This is a genomic window from Chitinophaga polysaccharea (assembly GCF_007829335.1).
Classification (GTDB): domain Bacteria; phylum Bacteroidota; class Bacteroidia; order Chitinophagales; family Chitinophagaceae; genus Chitinophaga; species Chitinophaga polysaccharea_B.
On sequence record NZ_VIWO01000010.1, the window covers coordinates 152,091 to 177,545 of the forward strand.

General features: G+C 49.0%; 19 protein-coding genes. 11 read left to right on the plus strand and 8 right to left on the minus strand.

Annotated features, from left to right (window positions below; all coding sequences use genetic code 11):
* Positions 1 to 15 precede the first annotated feature (15 nt).
* The 4 genes from FHW36_RS26375 to FHW36_RS26390 all read left to right on the plus strand — a co-directional run bounded on the left by FHW36_RS26375 (position 16) and on the right by FHW36_RS26390 (position 6,418).
* The gene (locus FHW36_RS26375) at positions 16 to 576 is read left to right on the plus strand and encodes an RNA polymerase sigma factor (protein WP_186452608.1); all 561 of its coding nucleotides are present in this window, start codon (positions 16 to 18) and stop codon (positions 574 to 576) included.
* 77 nt (positions 577 to 653) lie between these two features.
* The gene (locus FHW36_RS26380; protein ID WP_145673663.1) at positions 654 to 1,703 is read left to right on the plus strand and encodes a FecR family protein; all 1,050 of its coding nucleotides are present in this window, start codon (positions 654 to 656) and stop codon (positions 1,701 to 1,703) included.
* Positions 1,704 to 1,799: 96 nt separating this feature from the next.
* Positions 1,800 to 5,021, plus strand: coding sequence for a SusC/RagA family TonB-linked outer membrane protein (locus FHW36_RS26385; protein ID WP_145673665.1), 3,222 nt, complete (start codon positions 1,800 to 1,802; stop codon positions 5,019 to 5,021).
* A gap of 11 nt (positions 5,022 to 5,032) precedes the next feature.
* Entirely contained in the window at positions 5,033 to 6,418 is a 1,386-nt protein-coding gene (locus FHW36_RS26390) for a RagB/SusD family nutrient uptake outer membrane protein (RefSeq protein WP_145673667.1), read from the plus strand.
* Positions 6,419 to 6,503: 85 nt separating this feature from the next.
* Here the strand turns inward: FHW36_RS26390 and FHW36_RS26395 are convergent, their stop codons facing one another.
* Positions 6,504 to 6,905 (minus strand): VOC family protein, encoded by a 402-nt coding sequence (locus FHW36_RS26395; protein ID WP_145673669.1) that lies wholly within the window; start codon positions 6,903 to 6,905, stop codon positions 6,504 to 6,506.
* Positions 6,906 to 7,155: 250 nt separating this feature from the next.
* On the opposite strand from FHW36_RS26395, the gene FHW36_RS26400 reads away from it, so the two are divergent.
* Positions 7,156 to 7,653 carry a YciE/YciF ferroxidase family protein gene (locus FHW36_RS26400; protein WP_145673671.1) on the plus strand — a complete coding sequence of 166 codons (498 nt, stop codon included), beginning with the start codon at positions 7,156 to 7,158 and terminating at the stop codon, positions 7,651 to 7,653.
* Between the two features lie 93 nt (positions 7,654 to 7,746).
* Here the strand turns inward: FHW36_RS26400 and FHW36_RS26405 are convergent, their stop codons facing one another.
* The 4 genes from FHW36_RS26405 to FHW36_RS26420 all read right to left on the minus strand — a co-directional run bounded on the left by FHW36_RS26405 (position 7,747) and on the right by FHW36_RS26420 (position 12,828).
* A complete protein-coding gene (locus FHW36_RS26405) occupies positions 7,747 to 8,109 on the minus strand; it encodes a hypothetical protein (protein ID WP_145673672.1) in 363 nt (120 codons plus the stop codon).
* A 67-nt stretch (positions 8,110 to 8,176) separates the two neighbouring features.
* Positions 8,177 to 8,986, minus strand: coding sequence for a response regulator (locus FHW36_RS26410; protein ID WP_186452609.1), 810 nt, complete (start codon positions 8,984 to 8,986; stop codon positions 8,177 to 8,179).
* A gap of 61 nt (positions 8,987 to 9,047) precedes the next feature.
* Positions 9,048 to 11,699 (minus strand): PAS domain S-box protein, encoded by a 2,652-nt coding sequence (locus FHW36_RS26415; protein WP_145673676.1) that lies wholly within the window; start codon positions 11,697 to 11,699, stop codon positions 9,048 to 9,050.
* A complete protein-coding gene (locus FHW36_RS26420; RefSeq protein ID WP_145673677.1) occupies positions 11,686 to 12,828 on the minus strand; it encodes an FIST signal transduction protein in 1,143 nt (380 codons plus the stop codon). Before FHW36_RS26420 ends, FHW36_RS26415 begins: the two co-directional genes overlap by 14 nt.
* A 337-nt stretch (positions 12,829 to 13,165) precedes the next feature.
* Between FHW36_RS26420 and FHW36_RS26425 the strand changes: the two genes are divergently transcribed.
* Complete coding sequence (locus FHW36_RS26425; RefSeq protein ID WP_145673679.1) at positions 13,166 to 13,450, plus strand: DUF6138 family protein; 285 nt, start codon at positions 13,166 to 13,168, stop codon at positions 13,448 to 13,450.
* 107 nt (positions 13,451 to 13,557) lie between these two features.
* Here the strand turns inward: FHW36_RS26425 and FHW36_RS26430 are convergent, their stop codons facing one another.
* The gene (locus FHW36_RS26430; RefSeq protein WP_145673681.1) at positions 13,558 to 14,616 is read right to left on the minus strand and encodes an ankyrin repeat domain-containing protein; all 1,059 of its coding nucleotides are present in this window, start codon (positions 14,614 to 14,616) and stop codon (positions 13,558 to 13,560) included.
* A gap of 12 nt (positions 14,617 to 14,628) precedes the next feature.
* Positions 14,629 to 15,348 carry a DUF6882 domain-containing protein gene (locus tag FHW36_RS26435; protein ID WP_145673683.1) on the minus strand — a complete coding sequence of 240 codons (720 nt, stop codon included), beginning with the start codon at positions 15,346 to 15,348 and terminating at the stop codon, positions 14,629 to 14,631.
* A 110-nt stretch (positions 15,349 to 15,458) separates the two neighbouring features.
* Here FHW36_RS26435 and FHW36_RS26440 point away from each other — a divergent pair, with 110 nt between their 5' ends.
* The 4 genes from FHW36_RS26440 to FHW36_RS26455 all read left to right on the plus strand — a co-directional run bounded on the left by FHW36_RS26440 (position 15,459) and on the right by FHW36_RS26455 (position 23,952).
* The gene (locus tag FHW36_RS26440) at positions 15,459 to 18,329 is read left to right on the plus strand and encodes a TonB-dependent receptor (RefSeq protein ID WP_145673685.1); all 2,871 of its coding nucleotides are present in this window, start codon (positions 15,459 to 15,461) and stop codon (positions 18,327 to 18,329) included.
* Positions 18,330 to 18,512: 183 nt separating this feature from the next.
* Positions 18,513 to 19,247: an ImuA family protein gene (locus tag FHW36_RS26445; protein ID WP_145673687.1), complete on the plus strand. Its 735-nt coding sequence runs from the start codon at positions 18,513 to 18,515 to the stop codon at positions 19,245 to 19,247.
* A 1-nt stretch (position 19,248) separates the two neighbouring features.
* The gene (locus tag FHW36_RS26450; RefSeq protein ID WP_145673689.1) at positions 19,249 to 20,751 is read left to right on the plus strand and encodes a Y-family DNA polymerase; all 1,503 of its coding nucleotides are present in this window, start codon (positions 19,249 to 19,251) and stop codon (positions 20,749 to 20,751) included.
* Between the two features lie 18 nt (positions 20,752 to 20,769).
* A complete protein-coding gene (locus FHW36_RS26455; RefSeq protein WP_145673691.1) occupies positions 20,770 to 23,952 on the plus strand; it encodes an error-prone DNA polymerase in 3,183 nt (1,060 codons plus the stop codon).
* 6 nt (positions 23,953 to 23,958) lie between these two features.
* Here FHW36_RS26455 and FHW36_RS26460 read toward each other — a convergent pair whose 3' ends face one another.
* On the minus strand, positions 23,959 to 24,615 hold the full coding sequence (locus FHW36_RS26460) for a GIY-YIG nuclease family protein (protein ID WP_145673693.1): 657 nt from the start codon (positions 24,613 to 24,615) through the stop codon (positions 23,959 to 23,961).
* A gap of 165 nt (positions 24,616 to 24,780) precedes the next feature.
* Between FHW36_RS26460 and FHW36_RS26465 the strand changes: the two genes are divergently transcribed.
* Positions 24,781 to 25,455 (plus strand): GNAT family N-acetyltransferase, encoded by a 675-nt coding sequence (locus FHW36_RS26465; RefSeq protein WP_145673695.1) that lies wholly within the window; start codon positions 24,781 to 24,783, stop codon positions 25,453 to 25,455.

The window sequence follows — 25,455 nt, forward strand, 5'->3', positions numbered from 1 at the left end:
ATAAATCTAACAGCTTTGACTTCGTTTTTGCATTCGGCAGATGTGATAGCCTTTGATGAAATTTATCATCAATATCACCATGCCGTTTTTAAAAATATCCGACGGTTAATTGACCAGCATGATATTGCAGAAGACATTCTCCAGGAAGTATTTCTTGCCTTCTGGAGCAGCCGCCACCAGCTCGACCTGCGCCAGGGGCCCGGCAACTGGCTTTTTGTAGTGAGTTATAATAAATCCCTCCAGTATTTGAAAAAGGCGGCTACCGAGCAATCAAGGCTCGCCGTGTACCCGGCTATCCGCGATGCAGTGGAAGATGATCACGCTTTCCTTAGGGAAAGCAGGTTGGCCCTGCTCAATGAAGCCATTGACCAGCTTTCTCCCCGCAAAAAAGAAGTGTTCCAGCTATGCCGCCTGGAAGGTAAATCTGCCGTTGAAGCAGCGCGTATCCTCGGGATTTCGCATCATACCGTCAAGGAATATTTACAGTCCTCTTCCGAGGCCATTCGTTCGTACATCGCCTCCAGCCAGGCGGCCCTACCCATTTTAGGCGCCCTTTTCCTCAGCTCCTACCTGTAAAGTACTTTGTTAACAATTCCGTAACCTGCCCCATCCCCCTCTTTTCATTCATGCCTTACTTTTTATAATTGAAAGATATGGAACAGATCATCGCATTAATACAAAAACTCAAAGACGGAACAGCTACAGAGGCAGAAGTGATGCTACTTGAAAGTATGCTGGAGCGGGAAGAAGATGCTGCGCTCCGGCAGCAATGGCGCAATGAGTTTGACCGGGCGTTAACAACCGGAGAACAGGTATTGAGCCAGGAGCGAACAAACGCCCTGCTCGTACAGTTGCACACCCGGATGGAGGCCTCCGAACAACATACCCGCGAACAGAAAGTGATCCGCCTGCGTAGCAACATACGCGCCTATGCCGCCGCCGTTGCAGGCATACTGCTGCTATCCGGAATGTTTGCCATGTATTATACGCACCTGCAAAAACATGCGCCGCGTCCTCTATCCAGTTTACCCACGCCGCATTTGAAGCATATCCGTAATACCACCGGCAAAGCGGTTATCATGACACTGCCCGAAGGCTCCCAGGTAACGATGGATGCTGGCGCTGTTTTATCGTACGATGAAAAGGCAGCAAGAACCGTCGCCTTAGTGGGCAAGGCCTCTTTTAATGTAACGGCAAGCGATCAACATCCATTCACCGTCACCGCCGGCGATATCACCACCATTGCATTGGGCACCCGGTTTACCGTAGATGCCAGCGCGTTGCAGGCAGTAACCGTAAAACTGGAAAGCGGGAAGGTATTGGTACATCACAACGGCAGCACGGCCAAAGATGGTATTTATTTACTGCCGGGAGAAGCCTTTCACCTGAATCCCGTCACCCATCAATATGCGGTAACAAAAGTTACCGGCATACCGGAAGATAACGCTCCCGGGGGAACTACCGTGAAACATGCCGTATTACTGACTTTTACGAACATGCCATTAGATAAAGTGTTCAAAAAACTAGCAGCTGCCTATCATACCGATATCCATTTTGCGGATAGCGAAGTGGAAGGCGCCTATTTCACAGGACAAGTATTAAAAACGGATTCGCTGCAACATATCTTATCAGCGATCTGCCAGCTGAACAATCTTGAGTTTACCTCCGGTGACGAGGGAATAACACTCAGGAAGGTAAAGTAACATCATTCACCAGTATTGATATAAAACATTTACACGCGCAGCGATGCACGTGTGGGACCATCTATTTCTTAAACTTTAATTAATACCTGTCAAAAAATGATCAGACTTCTAAAAAGCTATCTCCTCGCATTCCTCGTGCTGGCCATCGCATTAAGCGCCGGCGCACAGGATTTGGGCGGTACGGTGACTATCAAAGGTAGTGTAATGAGTGAAGCCGGCGACCCGCTGCCGGGCGTGTCTGTAATGGTTAAACAGCATAACGGTAGTGGCAGGATGAATACAACAACCGATGAAAAAGGATTTTTCAGGCTGCAGGGAATGAAACCCGGCGCGATGTACGATTTTACTTTCAGCTTCATTGGCTATGAAAACAACTTATTAAATAGCTTCGTAGTCAGGGATGGTAACAGCAACCTGTTACTGATCCGTATGAAAGAGGCCAGTAAAGGATTAAATGAACTGGTAGTAGTGGGCTACGGCACACGTACCAAAAAGGAGCTGACAGGTTCCGTTTCTTCTTTGCGCTCTTCAGACCTTAAGCAACAGGCGATCACCTCTTTCGACCAAGCCCTGGCCGGTAAAATGGCGGGGATCCAGGTGATGCAGACCAATGGCGCCCCCGGGGGCAACGTATCTATCCGTGTACGTGGCGTAGGTTCTATCAGTGCAGGCAACAACCCGTTGTTTGTAATAGATGGCGTACCCATTACCAACGATACCCGCAGCGCTTCACCCGGTGTAAACAACTACCAGCAGCCATTCAATCCGCTGGCATCTATCAATGTGAATGATATTGCCTCCATCGACGTACTGAAAGACGCCGCCTCCGCTGCCATCTATGGCTCCAGGGGCTCTAACGGCGTAGTACTGATCCGTACTAAAAGAGGTATAGCCGGAAAAATGACCGTAAGCTATGACGGTAGCTACGGCATACAAAACGTCAATAAACATGTAGACGTACTGGATGCCTACGATTATGCCAAGCTCGTATACGAAGGACATAACAACGCCTATCTTGATGCGGTGCCCTCCGGTAAACCCACAGATCCCAATAGTGTAAGGCCTCAAAATCCTTCTACCAGGATTCCGCCACAAATACTTCCCTACCTGGAAGGCAAGCCCGGATTGACCAATACTGACTGGCAGAAGGAAATATTCCGTCAGGCGCCCATGCAAAGCCATACCGTAAGCGTATCCGGCGGCAGCGAAAGCCTCTCCTATTACTTTTCGGCCAACTACTTCAACCAGGATGGTATTGTTATCAACAACAACTACAAACGCTACTCCAGCCGCTTCCGCGTTGACGGCGGCACCGGGAAATTCCGGTTCGGCGTAAATATGACGCCTTCCTATACCGACAACCGGGTGGTAAATGCCGAAGGGCCCTGGTTTGCGCCCAATTCAGGCGTTATTGCACTCGCCCTGGGCTATGCGCCCATCTTCCCGGTTCGTAATCCCGACGGCACCTTTGCCGACTCAGTAAATGTGTGGGGATATGGTCAGACTAACCAGCTTAACCCGGTTGCCGTAGCCACGCTGATCAAAGACCGTATCAAAAATTTCCGGTTAACGGCTAACGCCTATATGGAATACGAATTCCTTCCTAACCTGAAGTATCGTATCTCCGCAGGTACAGACCTCAACAGCTTCCGCAGGGATTATTACCGGCCATCCAACCTGCCGCTGCCATCGGGTACCCTTCCTTCTGTAGCAACAGGTTTCTCCAACACAGATATGTATACCAACTGGCTCACCGAGCATACCGTTACCTACAATAAATCCTTTGGTAAACATAAACTGGATGTACTGGCAGGGTTCACCGTACAAAAGGAAAACCAGGAGCACAACTCCCTTACCGCCAACAACTTTCCTACAGACATCGTTACCACGCTGAATGCAGGACAGGTAAACGCGGGCAGCTCCACGCTCGAACAGTGGAGCCTTAATTCCTGGCTGGGCAGGGCGCAGTATAGCTATAGCGATAAATACTTCCTCACTGCTTCCATAAGACGTGACGGATCATCACGCTTTGGCATCAATCAAAAGTGGGCGTCCTTTCCCGCGGTATCAGGCGCCTGGCAGGTTTCCAACGAGCCTTTCTTCCGCAATATAAAACCCATCAGTTCCCTTAAAATCAGGAGCAGCTATGGTCTTACCGGCAACTTCCAGATTCCGAACTATGGCTCCCTCGCGCAGATGAGCAATACCAACAGCAACTACATTTTCGGCAACCAGGCGTTGGTAAATGGCGTGTCTATTACCAGTCCCGCCAACCCAAACCTCACCTGGGAGAGCATGGCCAGCTTTGATGCGGGGCTTGAATTCGGATTATTCAATGAACTGCTCAACATTACCGTTGATTACTATAACGCCAAAACCACCAAGCTGCTGCTGAACCTCCCCGTTCCGGGAGCATCCGGTTTCAGTACCTATCTGCAAAATATCGGCGCCGTGAACAACAAAGGTTGGGAGATCTCCCTGTCTTACAACAAAAAGATAGCGAAAGACTGGTCTATTGAAGGCAATGCCAACATCGCATTTAACACCAACAGAGTAACTAAACTGGGGCCTTCCGGCGCACCCATTATCGCGACCGGCGGTACAGGTAATACCTACTTTATTACCAAGATCGGGGAAACTATCGGGTCTTATTATTTGTATGTGGCAGATGGTATTTACCGCGACCAGCGCGACCTCGACAACTCTCCCAAGACCAGCAATCCTACGCATATAGGCGACCTGAAATTTAAGGATATCAATGGCGATGGTAAGATTGATGCCAACGACAGGGCCATTGTGGGCAGCTTTCAGCCGAAATACATTTTTGGATTCAGTAATACGGTGCGGTATAAAAACCTGGACCTGAGCTTTTCTATACAGGGCAGCCAGGGCAATAAGATCCTTAATCTTTTCAGGCGCTACATCGCCAACGTAGAAGGAAACTTCAACAACCTCAGCGAAGTAAAGGATCACTATGTATCTTCGGAAAATCCGGGTAACGGCATTGTAAACCGGGCCAACAGGCTGGCAACCGGGGGAAATGGCATCACCTCCTCCTGGCATGTGGAAGACGGTTCTTATATCAGGGTGCGGAACATTGCATTAGGGTATAACTTACCCGCCTCGCTGCTGCGCAGGAGTCATATCCCATCAGCAAGGATCTATGGGGCCGTTCAAAACCCATTCACTTTCTCCAAATATTCGCTGTTCAATCCTGAGATCAGCAATCGCACAGAAAATGCGCTCACCGCCGGGGAAGACTATGGCTCCTACCCGTTGGCCCGCACTTATATGATTGGTCTTAACGTCACTTTTTAATGCGCTACATCATGAAAAAATATAAATTTTATTTGCCTGTATTGTTATTGATACTTGCCTCCTGCAACAAAAAGTTCCTGGACCTGACACCCGTATCCACCATTGCACCCGGGCAGTTTTTTAAAACCGCCAGCGACGCCGTCACTGCGGTCAATGGCTGTTATGCTTCGCTGGCGCAGGGAAGTCAATACGGCGCCACCTTCGAAGTACTCATGGAAGCGCGGGCGGATAACTTCACCGACCAGGACCCATCTTCCAATGCAGGGCAAAACTACCAGATCAATCGCTATTCCGACAACCCCGGCAACACCAACTTCTATAATGCCTGGGTGGGCGTATACAACGGCATTTTCCGCTGCAATACCTTATTGACTGCCATAGATGGTATCAACATGGATGAATCGCTGAAGAACCGTATCAAGGGAGAGGCCCGCTTTATCCGCGCATTGAGCTATTTCAACCTGGTGCGGCTGTGGGGTCCCGTACCACTGCTCACTGCCGCCGTTGATCCCGTTCAGGCGGCCACCCTCAAGCGGGATGATGTTGCGGCGGTGTACAAACAGGTAGAAGAAGACCTCGTTTTTGCAGCAGCCAATTTACCCGCCACCTATGCCGCCACAGATTTAGGGCGTGTTACCAGTGGAGCGGCTAAAGGGCTACTCGGCAAAGTATATCTTTATCAGAAAAAATATACTGCTGCTCAAACGGTATTACAGGAAGTAATAGACAGCAAAGCGTTTACTTTATTACCCAAAGTAGCAGATGTATTTAGCACGAGCAACAAGTATAACGCAGAAATACTGTTTGCCGTACGCTATGCCAAAGGAGTGGCGAACCAGGATCATGGCTTCTGGTATGCCAATTCACAAACCATTACGGTAGATACCACCTTATTGAAGGCCTATAATGCGGCCGATCTGCGCAGACCTTTATCGGAGTCTGTTAAGCCGACCGGCAATGCCAACATGATGCCGCGTAAGTTCGTCGATGATCCGGTTAACGGTAACGCGGGCAACGACTTTCCCGTGCTACGCTTTGCAGATGTGTTACTGATGCAGGCAGAAGTGCTGAATGAAGTTGGTTACAGCACCGGTGGCAATGCGTTCACTTACCTGAACATGATTCGTACCCGTGCCGGTCTTTCAACACTCAGCGCTACCGATTTGCCAGACCAAACCAGTTTCCGGAATGAAATATACTTACAGCGGCGCCTGGAACTGCCATTTGAATGCGACCGCTGGTTCGACCTGGTACGCAGCAACCGTGCAATAACAGAGATCCTCGCCAATAAAAAGGTGGTACTTCCGTCCTTCCGGCTTATCTACCCGATACCACAGCAGGAAATAGATATTATGAACAATAAGGCTACTTTTCCGCAGAACCAGGGGTATGATTGATCATGCTTTTTAAATAACCGTACAAAAGAGGACAACAGGAATTGATTCCCTGTTGTCCTCTTTATTTGTATTCCACGCCCATTTGTCAATTCAGCCGTTGCCTTGCTTCCGCTGTTACCGGTGCAAAGAAGTTAACCAGGTTGCCGTCGGGATCGCGGAACAATAACGACCTGTTTCCCCAAGGCATCGTTGTAGGCGGCTGTATCAGGGCGTCTATAAGAAAATCGGCCAATGCTTCATACGTTTTATCTACATCATGCACCCGGAATTCAATGATAACAGATTGATTATTGGCAGCTACAGCCACCCCGCTGCCGCCAAATGGTGCCAGCGTATTAGTGCTTCCAATAGCCAGTGTAGCCTGGGAAGTACGCAGCTCAGCAAAGTCGGGGGTATACCAGGTCCAGGTCATGCCCGTTACTTTTTCATAAAATGGCACCAGGCGCTGGATATCGGCGGTAATGATGCGGACAGATGATAAATTCATACACTAACGTTTATTTTGTTCAACAGAACAAAGTAAAACAGCCGTTATGACAACCCTATGTCAGTAGGTTTTAAGGCTCCGTTATTCTAATTCCACCGGAAGCGCGCTTTCCACCGAACCCAGTTTAATCAATAGTCTTCTTTTCCAGTCGCTGTTGTATAACCTTACCCGGCTTCACAGTGGCGCAACCCGTCAGCAGCCACACTTAGCAAAGAAGGCGGCCAATAAGCAGCCTACACGTTCGGAAAAGATGCCTCGCTCCGAATTTCACAAATTCTTCCTGGATGAATTAAAAGACATTTACTGGGCAGAGAAAGCCCTGGTAAAAGCTTTACCCAAACTAAAAAAAGCGTCTACCAGTCCCGAACTGGCGGCGGCTTTTGACAAACATACCGGAGAAACCCAAACGCATGTATCCACCCTTGAAAATATATTTGAGATATTGGGAGAAAAGGCTGTCGCCAAAAAATGTGATGCTATGCAGGGGCTCATTGAGGAAGCCAATAGCATCATTGAAGAAACAGAAGCGGGGTCTAGGGTCCGCGATGCCGCCTTAATCCTGGCTGCGCAAAAGGCAGAACACTATGAGATTGCCACCTACGGCAGCTTACGCGTTTTTGCCAGCACCATGGGGCATACCGATGTGGAACAATTACTTTCCCAGACACTGGAAAATGAGAAAGCTACGGACGAAGCATTGACTGCCCTCGCAGAAGGTGCGGTAAATGAAGAGGCCAGCGAAGAATAGTATAACAACCAGGTGCCGGTAAATAGTGACCAAATTGCAAATGGAATACTTGTCGAAGTATTCCATTTACTTGTGTACTGATGTGGACAGCATCTATGCGATTTCCTCCCAGCCGCCATTCTGCGGATCATATTTCCAAAATTCGCCAGAGTCGGTAAATTCTGAAGCGGTCATGCCTGCCTCAAAAATACTCTCCTGGTCCCAGCTAGCAGTGAAATACACTCCCCTTCGCGTTAACAGTACGCGGATATTATAATCAGGATGCGCCAGTTCTACCTGGTCTTTCCCGGCTGTATTTATCACATATTCATATTGTTGCAACCGCTCTTTCAATCCCTGGAATTGCTCTTCGGTGAAGGGTGCCAGGTTATCGGGGTTATCAAAAAAACCATCATTGCCTGATTGCTGTTCGCGCTCCCGGGTTTGGGCGCTGAATAACTGAATGTCGAAGCTCATATCTTTCAGATGTATTTAGCTAAAAATAAATTGTTGATAACAGCCATCAAAATGTGGCCTTATCCCGTCATCCATAACGCAGATGGGCGGTGGACTCTTCGAGGAGGTGTATACAATAATCGAGTTCTTCTTTCAATTGGGTTAACAGCAATTTCTGCTGTTCGCCCGGGGTTCCGGGGTTCACCTGCATATCGGCCGCCATTCGGGATAGCTCCATCAAGCCCACGGTAGTAGCGGTTCCGTATAACTTATGCCCTATACGTTTCAGGTCTGTATCTTCCCATTGTTCATCATGTTGCCAGATCTGGGAACTTAGTTTTCTCAGCTCTGTAATGGTCGCTTCCATTATTTCCAACAGGAAGGTGTAGCCAATAATATCGGCGCTCAGGTATTGTTTCAGGATAGCAATATTAAAGTGCTGGCTATCGCTGCTTTGTATATCGGGGGTGATTGTCTGTATCTCTGCTGCCGATGGATGGATCCATTTTTTCAGCAAGGCTATCATGGCATTTTCCACAAATGGCTTATGCAAAAAGTCGTTCATGCCCAGCTCGAGGCATCTTTCTCTTTCTTCCTTCATATCGCTGGCGGTGATGGCGATGATGGGGATTTGGGCGGCGGGATCTGTCTTCCGGATGATTTCCGTCGCATCAAATCCATTCCTGTCGGGCATTTGCAGGTCCATAAACACAAGATCTGGCCGGCTCTCATTATATTTCTCCACGGCCTCCACGCCATTCGCTGCTTCCAGGATAGTGGCACCGGGTAAAACCCGGTTCAGGATGGTGACTGCCACCATCATATTGACGGGGTTATCTTCTGCAATGAGAATACGAAGGGGTTGGGCAGGTGATACTGTTGTATGTTCTGTTGACATTGAATCGTTCTTTTTCGTTGTTATATTAACAGCCATCAGGCTATAGCCTTTTGTACGTCTGTTATCTTTTTTCCAGCTGTACCGCCACATGATGGAGAACAGTTTCCAGTTTACTGATCTCTGAAATGACCTGTTCCTTTGCTATATTTTCTTCCGGGATGTGTTCCAGCGCCTGGATGACCGGGAACAATGAAAAGATGTCCATGCTTTCAATAGTTGGTTTTATTTTATGGGCTGTTTTCCTGATCAATTCCCAATTGCCGGTAGCTGCGGCATCCTGCATGGTTGCAACGGATGCAGGCATCATCTGCAGAAATAAATTGACTATTTTCTTTGTGAAAGAATCGTCCCCATTCCCGATTTTTTCGATTTTAGCAAGGTTGAACAAAGGCGGTACACCGTTTTGCTGCCGGCCATTCGAATGGTAAGCATTTTTACTGGCGTTATTTCCTCCCTCCAGCTGTTCCGTAATCTTTCCGAGCAACTCTTCTTCTTCAAAGGGCTTGGAAACAAAATCGTTCATTCCTGCTGCCAGGCACCGTTGACTCTCTCCTTTGATAGCGTTGGCAGTAAGTGCAATAATAGGAATATTTAGCTTTAATTCATTGCGGATAATCGTGGTTGCTTCCAATCCGCTCATCACAGGCATCTGCACGTCCATCAGCACTACGTCAAATGGCTGTTGTTTTAGCCGGGCTATGGCATCGGCGCCATTCACCGATTCTGTTAAAGCAACTCCGTAGCCTTCCAATATGGTGGAGACCACGAGGCGATTCATTTCGTTGTCTTCTACTAGCAACACGCTTTTTCCTGCCAATAAACGGGTATCTGCCTCGCTATGCCGTTTCTCCGGAATATCGGCGGGGATACCCGTTTCAAAAGGGATACTGAGCAGGATGGTAGTCCCCTGGCCTTTGGCACTTTCTACGGTTATTTGCCCGCTCATTAACTCCACCAACTGCCGGGAAATAGACATCCCCAGGCCCGTTCCTCCGTATTTCCTGGCGGTAGTCCTGTCCTCCTGGGTAAATTTCTCAAACAGGTTGGCGAGGAAATCCTGGTCCATGCCGATACCGGTATCTTTGACAATGATATCCAGTACCTGTATGCCGGGGCGTTCTTCTTTCAGCAGGCAATGTACCTCTACGGCGCCTGTTTCTGTAAACTTGATGCCGTTGCTCATCAGGTTCAGCAGCACCTGGTTGAGGCGATGCGGATCACCGAGTAGCACCGGAGCTATGCCCGCATCGATATCACAATTGAGCTGGAGGCCCTTTTCATCGGCCCTGGGCTGCATAACCTGCCGGGCATGCGTGGTTACTTCTTCCAGGCTAAATCCTATATGTTCCAGGTTCAGTTTACCTGCTTCAATTTTGGAGATGTCGAGGATATCGTTGATCACGATCAGGAGGTGATCGGTAGCGGTATTGATGGTATTGAGGAAGAAGCGCTGTTTATCGTCCAGGGATGATTTTTCCAATTGCCGGCTCATGCCCAGGATGGCATTCAGGGGAGTTCTGATTTCGTGGCTCATATTAGCCAGGAAGGCTTCTTTTGCCCTGCCTGACTGCCCGGCGGCTTCGCTGGCATCATTGAGTTTAAACTCCAGTTCTTTTTGTTCTGTTATATCGAGATGGATACCTATAGATCCTACTATCTGGCCGGAATCATCATACCGGGGGGCGCCGCTCACCAACCACCATTTCTGTGCGCCGCTCTTGTTGTGTACCGCTATTTCATAAGCGTCAGAGATGCCTTTTTTCCTGAGTTCATTTTTATTCTCCACCAACTCCTGGTCGGCCAGTGCGGCAAACAAGGTCCCGGGACGCTGACCGTACAATTCCTCCAGCGCATAGCCCGACATCTCACAAAAACTATGATTGGCATATTGGATACGCTCCTCAGCATCCAATTCCAGCAAGCCCAGGTTCATGTTTTCGATGATGCTGCGGTATTTTTCTTCTTTGATCCTCATGGCCTGCTCTGCCTGTTTGCGGTCGGTGATATCGCGGTAGTTCCACAGGTGGCCTTTATACGTGTTGTCCATAAAGATAGGGACATAGTCCATTTCCCAGTAGCGGCCATCCGCCAGCATGATTTCCTCATTTACCCGCCATTCCTTTTTCTCAATCAGGCTTTTAATATGCAGGATGAAGGCATCCGGATCGGCAAATATCTGTTTATACTGTGCTTCCAATACAGCACCGTCCATACCGCTGAGCGTCGCAGGCGCCGCTGTTATGCCAAACATATTACAAAAAAAGCGGTTAGTCAGTCCTATTCTCCCCTGTTCATCTTCCACCAATATTCCCATTGGCAGGTTGCTGATAAGGGTAGAAAAGCGGTTAGCCGTGGTAGACAACCGGGCTTCGGCTTCCTTACGCCGGCCTATTTGTAAGGTGAGAAAACCAACAACATCCAGCAGATGGTCACTATCAAGGTTCCAACCCTCCTCGCTGAATGCCGAAATAGCTTCTTTCAGTTGATCGATAGACACTTTCTTCAGCGCCAATTCTTCGGCCAGCTGTTTATTTACCGCTATAAATTCTTCCTCGCTGAGTTTAAAAGCATTTTCGGCGAGATAACTATCCCGTTCATATCCGTTGTAAGATTCATTCACCGTATTAAGGAATGACCGGAGTGCTTCATGGTTAAGCAACTCCGCCGGAAGATGCTTTTTTATCTGCCTTTCCAGTAACTTATTCCACTTCATGAAAGGTTGTGATTGTCATAGTTTGGTTATGTAGTTGACAGCTCGTACCATCGAGGAGGGGAGACAGCTCGCCATAGGAGTAAAAACCCGATAACAAGGTACGGTGTCCAAATATTTCGTCCACAGCTTCTACCTCTTCCTCCGTGCGGGACTTCAGGATCATTTTCCGGCCTATGCAGCTGATCAAAAGCGCAAAAACCGGTTGCTGGCTCCCTTGCCGGAAGGACTGTGTAGCAGCGCCGGAAGCGGCAATAGTCAGCTTATCGAAGTTGGCCCGCATAAACCGTACGCTCGCCCCCTCCGGTATATCGCCGGCGAAAGTCATACTGCCTTTATCTGAATCGATGGAAAGAATAGTACGGACAATAGGCGCGGTAATACCGGGTAACTTCACCGCCAGCGGAAACAGCAAGGCCGCCCCGGGCAGGGATTCTGCTTCCATACCAAGATAGCGTTTATACAATTCCAGCGCATTTTTACCGTCCATTTCAAACAGTACATTTCGATCTGAGCGGGTTACCATCCGCTCCAGGCCAAAAGTTTCCCATCCTCCCTGGGAACCATGTCCCACCTGTAATTTATCACCATAAAAACCGACACCTACTATCAGGCCTTGTTCGGGATGACCATTCAACCCCACAAAGGTGGACTCAAACCGGTTACCATCACCGGCCAGGCCTCCTGTCACCAGGACGCTCTGTGAAGTGGTGGCGTTCATACCACGTACCAGCTCGCTGCCGTTGACATGGCTGCCGTCGGAAAAAACCAGTACATGCGACAGCTTTTCCATGGCAAAAGCCTGTATCAGTGCTGTTCCCGCCTCATAGCTATTGGAATAATTACTGATGTGCACTGACTGAGTGACTACCTCCGTGGCGTCGAAATCGAGTGCTACCAGCGACAAGCCATCGTCTAACACCTCTGTATGGTAAATTTCTCCCGCTGTAGACGAGATCACAATCTCTGCATGGGGAAACCTGGTGTGCAGCAGGGAGTAGATGGGATATGTTTCCAGCGCAGACCTGGAGGCAAAACATAGCACCAGCCGGGCCGCATCTTCACTCAGCGGCTGACTCTGGGGATGGCGTTGCCACTGACCGGATTGAAATTTGTATAATGCGGCTTTCAAGGCGGGACTTTTTTAGATGACCAAATAAATACTAAAGTCTCTTAATAGCAGCCAGGTTATGATCTATATCAACTTTCCACGCTTTATTCACTCTCCTAAACTTTCCGATATACGTTAATATTATAAAATGAAAGGGATTATCAAAGCCTATATACTTAAAAATATGAAATTTAACCGGCTTAAAAAAATATCGGCCGGGTACCGGGTAAACGGATACATCGCTGCCCTATTTCTCTTTCAAACAATAAATCTCTAAATTGCCGCCCTATTTGTAGCCCAAACCAATGTGAATGACCAACAAGCTGGAAACCATTGCCAAAGACATCGCTCATGGCATGTGCGTATTATTAACGGAATTAAACAAAAAAAGGATGCTGCCGCCATTATAAAACAATCCGGGTTACAAGCGGGCATATTTGACTTCGCCCGGTTTGTGTATAAGAATGGGGAAATGTACCTGTATACGTCTGATGATGATTTCAGCGATGTCGATATGCATTATAAAGGCAGCGATACCATCGGCGCACTTACCGATCCTGAGGAAGTAAAACAACTGATACCTTTGCTGCACGCAGCTTTACAACCGGTGATAGCACAATATATCGAACTACCGATGTGCTAAAAAGAAAGGTGCAGATCCAGCCCTGGAAGGCATACTGGTTGCGGCGGCCAAATAGAAGTGCTTTAGCGGGAGTGCCGACCGGATGACCAGCACTCCTGCTAAAACAACTATTCAAATATACTATTCAGCTGTTCTCCCGGATTGCGAAGAAAATCTTCCACGCTTCCCAATTCTTTTAACTCCCCATGTTCATAATCCGCAGATGCCAGGCATTTCTTTTTGGGATACCAGACCAGCAGGCCCTCTGCGCCGTAATTATCTGCGTCTGACAAGAGATCCAGGAAGGTATGCTTGTTCCAATTTACTTCTTTGAGATCTACAATGCGATTAAATTCAATATAACTTACATACTCGTTTCCCGGAATTTCCATACGGCGATGGTCGCTTTTCAGCAACGCCAGTAGTTTAGCCGGAATTTTATACTTTTTCAGCGCTGCCAGCCTTTGCGCTTCCTCGTGCCATTCCGGGGGTTCCAGGGCCCTGAGATAAGCGATCATTTCTTCATTTTTATTGGCTACTGCGGCGTTGTAAGGTCTTTCTCCATACTTATCCTTAATGGTTACATCCGCACCTTTTTCCACCAGTAACTTCACCGTATTGAAATCGTTGTTCTGCGCGGCTACGCATACCGGTGTTGGATTGTAAGGGAATACCATATCGGGCTGGTGCAGGTTAACATCCACGCCAGCTTCCAGCAGTATTTTAATAGCGGGGTATTGCCGGTTGGAAACAGCCTGGCGCAATGAGCGGCCATCTGCTGCCAGGTTATAGCCATTGGCCAGCAATACGGGGATATTATCATATCGTGTTCCATATAACGCTGTGCTCAGGGCTGTTTTACCTACTTTATCCGATTGATTTACAACTGCGCCTTTATCGATCAGCGATTGCACGATGGCTGGTTTACAACTGGCCGTTGCGGTAATCAGTGCAGGATAATCATTGTTGTTAACGTCTGCATTTTTTTCCAGTAGCCAGTGAATCACTTTGATTTTATGCGCTGACAGGGCCAGGGTCAGGGGCGGCACATCTACATGCCGGGTTACGTGAAAGACGGCATTCACATCCCATCCTGCCGAGCGCTCATTTTCCAGTGCTGCCAGGTCTTCATTCATGATTCGTGTAGCCAGTTCCGTTAGCTCGGCGCCGGGACCAAATAATTTCATAGCTGATATCTTTTATGCAATAGACTGGTTTTGGCCGTTCAGCTGTGTAAGCCTCGACTGCTCATCAAAAGAAGCGGTAATGGTGTGACCATTCCAGGTAGCTGTTAACGCGTCGGGCCGTTCTTCAATGGTATAGCCTATCTGGGCCAGGTAATTGGAGAACGCGTTTTTATGATTCATTTCAAAAAAGCTGATCAATTGGGGAAAAACAGACAGGGGGCGTGCGAGATTATTGCGTTCTGCGAGGTCTACCTGTTCGCTGTTGATCGTTGCCAGCAAAATGCCCTGTCCATAATCGGCCAGGTAGTAGGCGCTGGCATCGAATATCCCGGCGGCAATCATACCAATGCGGTGAAGGTCGTTTTCTTCCGCATCAAAATCGGGGCGGGTAAACAGGTCGATATTGTGTTGCACACCATATGCTTTTAACTGTAAGGCTTGTTCCAGCACAGCCGGCGGAATGGCCGACTGGGCATTGGCCCAGGCCCATAACCAGGTTTGAGCGCTATGTGAAAAAGTACCCAGTACCTGCAAAGGAAATACTTTTCCTTCCCCGAAGCTGATAGTGCCTGCATCCAGGTCGGCATCCCAATTATGTTCACCAATGACATCGTAAAGATTATGTTGTTTATCGAGGCTGGTGCCGCCGTATTGCTCCAGCAGCGCTTGTACTGTAGTAGCAGGATTACCGGGGTGATGGTCTTTTCCTGAAATATGTTTTAAAAAACTCATAGCATGGTCATTTAGACTCGTTCAAAATTAGGGAAATAAATAGCGCTTTCTCTCCGACTTTTTACGTTAGTCTGGCTTTTTTTCCTTAACTTATCTGAAATCCTCCTTATATGAACCTCAAACTGCTACCTTGCCTGGCCATCCTCATGCTATGTGCAGGTTATTTATTCAGCCAAAATCAGAAAATCAGCGGGAAAGTTACCGATGCCGGCAGCGGCGCACCATTGGAGGGTATTACCGTTAGGGTAAAGTCTGCCCCTAAAGGAACCCAAACCAATAAAGACGGTATTTTCACGCTCGATGCGCCATCGACCGGTACACTTGAATTCAGTTCCGTAGGTTTCAATACCCAGGAAGTGAGTATTAATGGGCGAACGGAAATAAATGTACAACTGGTACCCGCAGTAGCGGAGCTTACACAGGTGGTATTAGTGGGTAGCCGTAGCGGCGGCCGGGCCAAAACAGAAACCCCGGTACCGGTAGATGTGATCAGCGTGAACCAGGCAGGGCTACCCAGCGCTAAAATGGAACTCACCTCTCTGCTCAATGCAGCCGCTCCTTCTTTTAACTACAACAAACAAAGCGGTAGTGATGGCGCCGACCAGATAGACCTGGCCACACTGCGGGGATTAGGTCCCGATCAAACGCTGGTATTAATCAATGGAAAACGAAGGCATCAAACCGCTTTTGTATCCGTATTTGGTACACGTGGTCGCGGTAATTCCGGCACCGATCTGAATGCCATCCCGGAGTCAGCGATTGACCGGGTAGAAATCCTGCGCGATGGCGCCTCTGCACAATACGGCTCCGATGCTATTGCCGGTGTAATCAATATTATCCTCAAAAAAGATGTGAATCATCTGACCATCAATACCGGCTATGCAGGTTATTACGATCATAAATTTAATACGCATTTTAAGAGCAGTTTAAACCAATATGAGTCTGCCGGCGCTATCGACGGTAATACCATTACCATTGGCGCCAACTACGGCTTCCCAATTGGTAAAAATGGCGGATTTATTAACCTGTCGGGCAATTTCCTGCGACAAGGCAAAACATTCCGGCAGGTATTGGATACTAACTTAACGAGTGCCGGCGGACTGCCTATCAATACCGGCCGGCGCGCTCATGGCGATGGCTCCGTAACCACCGGCGGCGGTATGCTGAATATGGAAATCCCCGTAGCACATAGCAATACCACGGTATATGCGTTTGGTGGTTATAATTATAAAGCATCCGACGCCTACGCCTATACGAGAACATTGCATGGCTACAACCCATTAGCCAGCGGGCATCCAAACCGTTTTCCCATTACACAGAAAAATGGCAACGCTATTTTTGTTCCCGGCATTATGGAAAGTATTCCTACTCCCGGCGATCAACCAGATACCATTTTCAACCCGCATATACAAACACATATACAGGATGCTTCGCTGGCTGCCGGCGTAAGGGGTAGCCTGGGAAACAACTGGAAATGGGATCTCAGCAATACATTTGGCAGAAATGATTTTCACTTCTATGGCGACAAGACCTTCAATGCTTCATTGATAGGTACTGCCAGTCCTACTCATTTCGATGATGGCGGCTTTTCCTTCCTGCAAAATACGGCCAACCTCACCTTCACCAAAGAAATTCCTCACCTGGGCGCCGGATTCAACCTGGCGCTGGGTGCAGAATACAGGTATGAAAACTATAAGATTTATGCGGGCGAAGAAAAGTCCTGGCGCAACTTTGACCCCGATACGCTACAGGCCAGCGGTGCACAGGGATTTCCAGGGTACCGGCCTACTGACGTAGTAAATGCCAAACGCTCCAACATAGCCGGTTATGTAGATGCAGAATGGGATATAACTACGAAGTTCCTGTTGGGCGCTGCGATCCGGGCCGAAAATTACAGCGACTTTGGGTTTACCAGCAACTATAAGCTGGCAGCCCGTTACAAGGTAGCGCCTCATTTTAATATACGCGGTTCCGTTAGTACCGGCTACCGGGCGCCTTCCCTGCAACAGATCAATTACAGTTCTCAATTTACCAACGTTCAGGGAGGCCGTATCACAGAAGTAAAAATTGCGCCCAACTACAGTTCTATTGCCAAAGCTGCCGGCATTCCTGATCTGAAGCAGGAAAAATCCGTGAACGCGAGCCTTGGCTTTTCGTGGAAGCCGGTCAATGCGTTGACCATCACCATAGATGGTTATCTCGTAAAAGTGAAAGACCGTATTGTATTATCCGGGCAATTTGATGCCAGTGATGCTACACTCGATCCGCAATTCCGGGATACGCTCAATTCACTTAGGATCAACAATGCGCAGTTCTTCGCCAATGCTGTTAATACCACCAACTATGGCGTGGATATCGTGATAGACTACAATAAGAAATGGAACGATCAGCACTTCCGGGCGTTGTTTACCGGCAACCTGCAACATATGGACATCGACAAGATTAATGTGCCTGACAAACTGAATGACAGCTACCTGCACAGGGGAGAATTTTTCAGTGAGCGGGAACAGCATTTTGTGCTGGCATCTGCGCCGCCGGTAAAGCTGGGCTTAAACCTGGAATATGGTATTCATAAATTCAGTGTGGGCGCCCGCGTTACCTACTACGGTAAAATTGTATTGCTGGGATACGGCTTTGCCGGCGATCCAGCGAAAGAAGGTACCGGGCTGCCCGGCGATCCTAACCTGGAAGGCACCGGTATTAGTCCCCTTGTAGCGCTGGATAGCGACGGTACCCTGGTGCCGGAGCAGTTCAACTACAATGGTAAAGCAGTGACCGACCTGTATGCCAGCTTCCGGTTTTCTTCACATATCAGCTGGTTCCTGGGCGCTGACAATATTTTCAATGTACATCCTGCCCTCGGATATGTTCCCGGCGCCAAGTTGTCTGCTTACGACGGAGAAACCGGCGGTCCCTGGGATGCTGTGCAGATGGGATTTAATGGGATGCGGGTGTTTACTAAAGTAGCGTTTAGTTTTTAAATAATATTTTCTCTCGTAAAGCAGAAAAGGAGCAAAGAATTTTATAAAAATCTTTGCTCCTTTTCTTTGCGTGCCCGCCTAAATTCTTCTCTCCTAATCACTATCAAAAGGCAAAAAATAATATTCAATTTAAACTAAAATAATTAGTATTTTTGCTAAAATAATTAGCTTATAATTTTAGAGATGCCTACCACGAAAGCAGATATCATCGCACAATTGCAAAAAGATATTCTTCTTTTACAGGGGCACCAACCGACATTAAATAATGCCGCGGTGGATGTAGGACTTGGGCCGTTGAGAGAAGCTTTTCCGGGGGGAGTATTTCCTACCGGTTATATACATGAATTGATCAGCATGGGCGCCGAAGATGCGGCAGCCACTTCAGGTTTTCTTAGTGGCATACTGGGCTGCCTGATGCAGGAAGGCGGTATCTGTATCTGGATTAGTACTAACCGGATGATTTTCCCACCAGCCTTGCAGCATTTTGGTATTGCACCTGACCAGGTGGTTTTTGTAGATGTATCCCGCGATAAAGATGCGTTGTGGGCTATGGAAGAAGCCTTGAAGTGTAATGGACTGGCAGCAGTAGTAGGTGAGCTGAAAGAAATCAGTTTTACGGCCTCCCGGCGTTTGCAGCTGGCGGTAGAACAGAGTAAAGTAACGGGCTTTGTGCACCGGCACCAGCCCCGGCAGTTGACCAGCACCACCTGTGTAGCCCGGTGGCAGATTACGCCCCTGGTGAGTGAACAGGAAGAACGCATGCCCGGACCGGGCTTTCCTTCCTGGCAGGTAGCGCTGTTGAAAATGCGCAGCGGCAAACCTGGCACCTGGCGGCTTACCTGGTATGATAACCGCTTTCACATCATTCCTGAAGCTGTTACAGCACTTCCGCTAACACCGCTTCGTAAAATAGGATAATATGCCGACCCGCTTTATTGCCATATGGTTCCGCCATTTGCAAACGGATTGGTCTATCCGCCGGCAGCCGGAGTTACGCGAGGTACCTTTTGTGCTGGCAGCGCCGGATCATGGCCGGATGAAAATTACCGCGGCCAACATCCCCGCGCAAGCCCAGGGAATAGATACCGGCATGGCGGTGGCAGATGCCCGCGCCCTGGTCCCCTCCTTACAGGTATTGGATGAAGTAGCCGGCCTGTCCGAAAAATTACTGACCGCGCTGGGGCACTGGTGTATCCGTTATACGCCGGTAGCAGCCATAGATCCACCCGATGGACTAATACTGGATATTTCCGGATGCTCACACCTCTGGGGTGGTGAAGTACCTTACCTGGAAGACATACGCTCCCGGCTGAGAGATTTCGGCTATGATGTAAGAGCTGCCATCGCCGACACCATCGGCGCTGCCTGGGCGGTAGCCCGCTATGGACGTGTAACACCGGTAGTACCTCCGTATGAACAACAGGCCCACCTTTTACCGTTGCCGCCTGCTGCATTGCGACTGGACCCGGAAGTATTGGAGCGCTTACATAAACTGGGACTTTACCAGGTAGGCAGTTTCATTAACATGCCCAGATCCGCCCTACGCAGGCGTTTCGGGCAAGGTTTACTGCAACGGCTTGACCAGGCGCTGGGCATGGAACCCGAAATTCCAGCGCCACTGCAACGCCCAGAGCCTTATGAAGAACGGCTGCCCAGCCTGGAGCCTATTATGACCGCCACCGGTATCACAATCGCCTTAGAACGGCTGCTGGAAGCACTTTGCAGGCGATTACAAAAAGAAGAAAAAGGGTTGCGTAATGCCCGGCTCAAATGTTACCGGGTAGACAACGAGGTGCAGGAAGTGAGTATCGGCACCAATCGTCCTTCCCACAACAGCCGGCACCTCTTCAAACTGTTTGACCAGCATATTTCGCAGATTGCACCAGGGCTGGGCATCGAATTATTTGTACTGGAAGCTTCCAGGGTGGAAGCGGTATCGACAGCGCAGGAAGCGCTGTGGTCGCGCGCCGGCAACCTCGATGACAGGATGGTGGCAGAACTGCTCGACCGCCTTACCGGTAAAATAGGCGCCGGTATTGTACACCGGTATTTGCCCGATCAGCATCACTGGCCGGAACGTTCTTTCAAACAAGCGCCCAGCCTACAGGAGAGCCCGGGCATTGCCTGGAGAACAGACCGCCCAAGGCCTATCCGGCTATTAGCAGAACCGGCGCTTATTGAAGTCTCCGCTCCCATTCCGGATTATCCTCCTATGCTATTCCGCTACAAAGGAGAACTACACCGCGTAAAAAAAGCAGACGGCCCCGAACGGATAGAGCGGGAATGGTGGCTGGAAACAGGCGCCCACCGCGATTATTATTGTGTGGAAGATGAAAAAGGCCAGCGCTACTGGCTTTTTCGGCTGGGGCATTATGATGTAGACCAGCCACATCAATGGTTTATTCATGGATTTTTTGCGTGATGAATGAAATAGCAGCGTATGCATTACACAGAGTTACAAGTCACCACCAACTTCAGCTTCCTGCGTGGCGGTTCTCATCCCGAGGAACTGGTAGAACAGGCTATAGAACTGGGATATACGGCCATCGCCATTACAGACATCAACAGCCTGGCAGGCATTGTACGTGCACATACCGCGGCAAAGGAAAAGCATATACGTATTATTCCCGGCTGTCAGCTTCAGCTGCTGGACGGCCCCAGCCTGCTGGCCTACCCTACCAACCAGGATGCTTACAGCCACCTATCGGCCTTACTGACGAAAGGAAACCTCCGGGCAGAAAAAGGGCAATGCCACCTGTACAAAGCAGATGTATATGAACATGCCGAAGGGATGATTTTTATTGCCCTGGCACCAACAGCCCTCAACACCAATTTCGACTATGAAGATACCTTTAAAAGCGCCCTGCAGGAATACCGGAAGGCGCTGGGCAAACAGCTGTACCTGGCCGCTACCCGCACTTACCAGGGAGATGATTTTAAAAAATTATTCCGGCTTTCACAGCTGTCAGAAAAACTACATATTCCCCTGGTGGCCACCAACGATGTACACTACCATCATCCCGAACGCAGGCAACTACAGGATATCCTTACCTGCATCCGGGAAAAATGTACCATCTACAATGCCGGCTACCGGCTACACGAAAATGCAGAACGATACCTGAAACCTCCACAGGAAATGCAGCGCTTATTCCGGCAATACCCCGATGCCATCCGTCGTGCGCAGGAAATAGCCCAGGCCTGCCAGTTCTCCCTCAGCTCTCTCCGGTATATCTACCCGGAAGAACTCACCAGCGAAGGACGTACGCCGCAGGAAGAACTGGTATACTTAACCTGGAATGGCGCTGCAGAAAAATTAGGAAACGATATTCCTGCCGGCATAAAAAAAGATATCCAACGCGAACTGTCATTTATCGAAGAGATGAATTATGCATCCTATTTCCTGACAGTATATGATATTGTAAGATTTGCCCGCAGCCAGGATATACTTTGCCAGGGACGCGGCTCCGCGGCTAATTCTGCGGTTTGCTTCTGCCTGGGCATTACGTCTGTTAATCCCACCAAATTCGACTTACTCTTTGAACGCTTTCTTTCTTCTGCCCGTAATGAGCCACCGGATATTGATGTAGACTTTGAACATGAACGCCGGGAAGAAGTTATTCAATACATCTACAATAAATACGGGCGGGACCGGGCCGCTATTGTAGCTACCGTAACGCAGCTACAGCGCAAAGGGGCTGTACGCGATGTTGGAAAGGCCATGGGATTATCGGTAGATATGATTAACCGGCTGTCTGATACGATGTGGGAACTAAGCGATGAATGGTATGAAGGCAAACAGCTATCCAGCCAGGGTTTTAACCCGGCAGACCCTCACCTGCGCAAAGTGCTGGAATTAACCGATCAGCTGATCGGCTTTCCCCGTCAGCTGGGACAACATACCGGCGGCTTTATCATCACCCAGGGAAAATTATCAGACCTGTGCCCGCTGCTGAATGCACGTATGGAAAACAGGATCAATATTGAATGGAATAAAGATGATATTGAAGCCCTGGGATTCCTGAAGGTAGATGTATTAGGCCTGGGTATGCTTACCTGTATCCGCAAAGCGTTTCACCTGGCCCGTGAGCACTATGATCTCCATCTTACATTAGCCAATATCCCCCAGGATGATGGGGCGGTATATGAAATGGTGAGTCATGCCGATACTATTGGCGTATTCCAGATAGAAAGCAGGGCGCAGCAATCGATGCTGCCCCGGTTAAGGCCTAACAAATTTTATGACCTGGTGATCGAAGTGGCCATTGTTCGTCCTGGTCCAATACAGGGCGACATGGTGCATCCTTATCTGCGTAGACGGAATGGGGAGGAAGAAGTAAAATATCCTAAGCCAGAGCTAGAACCGATCCTGGAAAAAACGCTGGGTGTACCGCTGTTCCAGGAACAGGCCATGAAAATTGCAATGGTAGCGGCCCGCTTTACCGCATCGGAAGCCGATGAACTGCGACGTAGCATGGCTACCTTCAAATCCGGCGGGCAGGTTAGTAAGTTCAGGAAAAAGCTGGTAGATGGCATGGTGCAAAATGGATATGATGCGGAATATGCGCAGCGTATTTTCAAACAGCTGGAAGGCTTTGGGAGTTATGGTTTTCCCGAGAGTCATGCTGTATCCTTTGCGTTGCTGGTATATGTATCTTCCTGGCTAAAATGTTATTACCCGGATGTATTTGCCTGTGCGTTGCTCAACAGTTTACCAATGGGTTTTTACCAGCCGGCGCAAATAGTGATTGATGCCCGGAAGCACGGGGTTAAAGTAAGGCCTGTAGATATTAATTTTTCTTTGTGGGACAACAACCTGGAAGAGCATTCCGGTAAATACCGGGCTATGCGGCTGGGTTTCCGCCAGGTAAAAGGCATCAAGGAAGAAGATATTGCCGGCCTGCTTTCAGGTCGTACCACCCATTACCAGAACATTCCGGCGCTCCGGGAGGCGGGCGTATCCCACAATACCCTGGAGAAGCTGGCAGATGCCGATGCCTTCAACTCTATAGGGCTCGATCGTCGCCGGGCATTATGGGAAGTATCCGCCCTGCATGACCGTCCTACCGGTATGTTTACCGGGCAAACAGCGGAAAGCGTCGCAGAAGCCGGCGTGCAATTACCTGAAATGACGGCTGCCGAACAGGTGATTCATGACTACGGCGCCTTATCGCTTTCATTAAAGGCCCACCCGGTGAGCTTTGTCCGGGAGAAGCTCAATTTATTGCAGGTGCTGACGGCCAAAGACCTGGAATACATAGACGATGGCGCTTTCGTGAAAGTGGCCGGGCTGGTATTAGTACGGCAAAGGCCTGGTACGGCCAGCGGGGTTTGTTTTATTACCATGGAAGATGAAACCGGCTGTTGCAACCTGGTGGTATTTGAAAAACTGTTTACCCATTACCGTAAAGAAATTGTGCAATCACGTTTGCTCATGGTAGAAGGTAAATTACAACGGGAAGGGGAAGTGGTGCATGTGGTAGTGCAACATTGCTACAATTTCACCAAACTGCTGCAACGGTTAATTCCTATAGGGGCTGAGGCGCCTGCCAGCGCTACGCCTGCCGTTAGCAAGGACCAGCCGCAACAAGGAAAAATTTTCCCGGAGGGCAGAAATTTCAGGTGATGTTGATTAATATAACTGGTTACGCAGGATTCTTTTGATCATCTGTATGGTACCGCGACTCACTTCATTTTTGTATTTCTGCAGGATGAGGGCTTCGCTGGTGCCATTGCTCAGCTCATTGACCACACGCAGCCATTTGCCCAGGAATGCGGAATTGGGAGTACGATATTTCAGCAATCTCCTCACTGTATCAATAATAGCCTTGTTTACGGTGCCTTCGTGCAGCTGGAAGATTTCGTCGTTGTTGAGTCCCAGCTCCACATCATCTGCGATGCGGGAATAGTCCATCAGGTACTTTTCATTGGCTTCCATCACCTGTAGCAATGGGTTATCGCTAAAAACGATATCGTTGTATTTACGTTGTTGTTTTTGCAGGGATTGGAGGGCATAATTGCGGGCAATGTTGTCGCAGATGATCAGGTCGTCTTTGCTGAGTTCGAACCACTCTCCTTTTACGCGTTTATGCTGAAAAACGATGTGCAGGCTTTCTTCCAGGTCGGTCATGTTGAGGGCGGCGTACTGCCGGATAACGCGGAACATGACAGGCAGGTGGGTATGATAGGCAGCCAGCCGCTTATGCAGGTCCTGGGTTTTGCCTATTTTATACACATTTTTGCCTGTACTGAGAATATACACACATTTGCCAACTTGTACTTGCTCCATGAGGTGGTTTTCACGCTTTGCGAAAATAATAATTTAATAATCAATTTACGATCCTGATTATTACGCACCAAATCTGCCGGCAGCATCATCTCTTTACTTGGGCTAACATTCCTGTAAAAAATTGGTCTGTGATTTCCGGGAGGCTTATATTCGCGTCGTGATTTATTGAACCAAAACAATCACCTGATACAGATGGCCGACGTAGTAGCTCCACACATTGTTGAAACCTGGGTAAAGGGCTGGTCGCTGGCCCGTGAAGTGCCACCACCCGTGCCTTATGGCAGCGGATTCCGGACGGAATTGGGCTGGGCAGATGCCAAAACACGTTATGTTTTTCCTGCTTTAAGCCAGGAATGTCATACGCTGGCCACCACTATTCATGAGCCTTATGTGTTTATTAAAGTTTGTGCGCCAGCAGACGCATTGGCCGCACTGTTGCCAGCTCCCTGGGAAATCACCACACATGCTTTTATGATGGCTTGTCCGGGTCCTATGAGCGCGCCCAAGCATCCCCTTCCGCCAGGGTATCGCCTGGAAGTGATCACGGAAGCTCCTGTATTCATTGTCCGCTTATTGACAACAGGTGGAGAAGAAGCCGCCGTTGGTCGTATAGCCATCACCGATGGCTATGCTATTTACGACCGCATTGCCACACAGCCCGACCATCAGCGCCGGGGGCTCGGGAGTATTGTCATGAAAGCCCTGGAAGAAGCAGCCCTGGCAAATGGGGCTTCGCAAGGCTTACTGGTGGCTACGCCGGAAGGGAAGGCCCTGTATGAGTCGCTCAACTGGCAGTTCCTGTGTCCTTACACCACCGCTGCCATTCCAGCAGAAAAATAG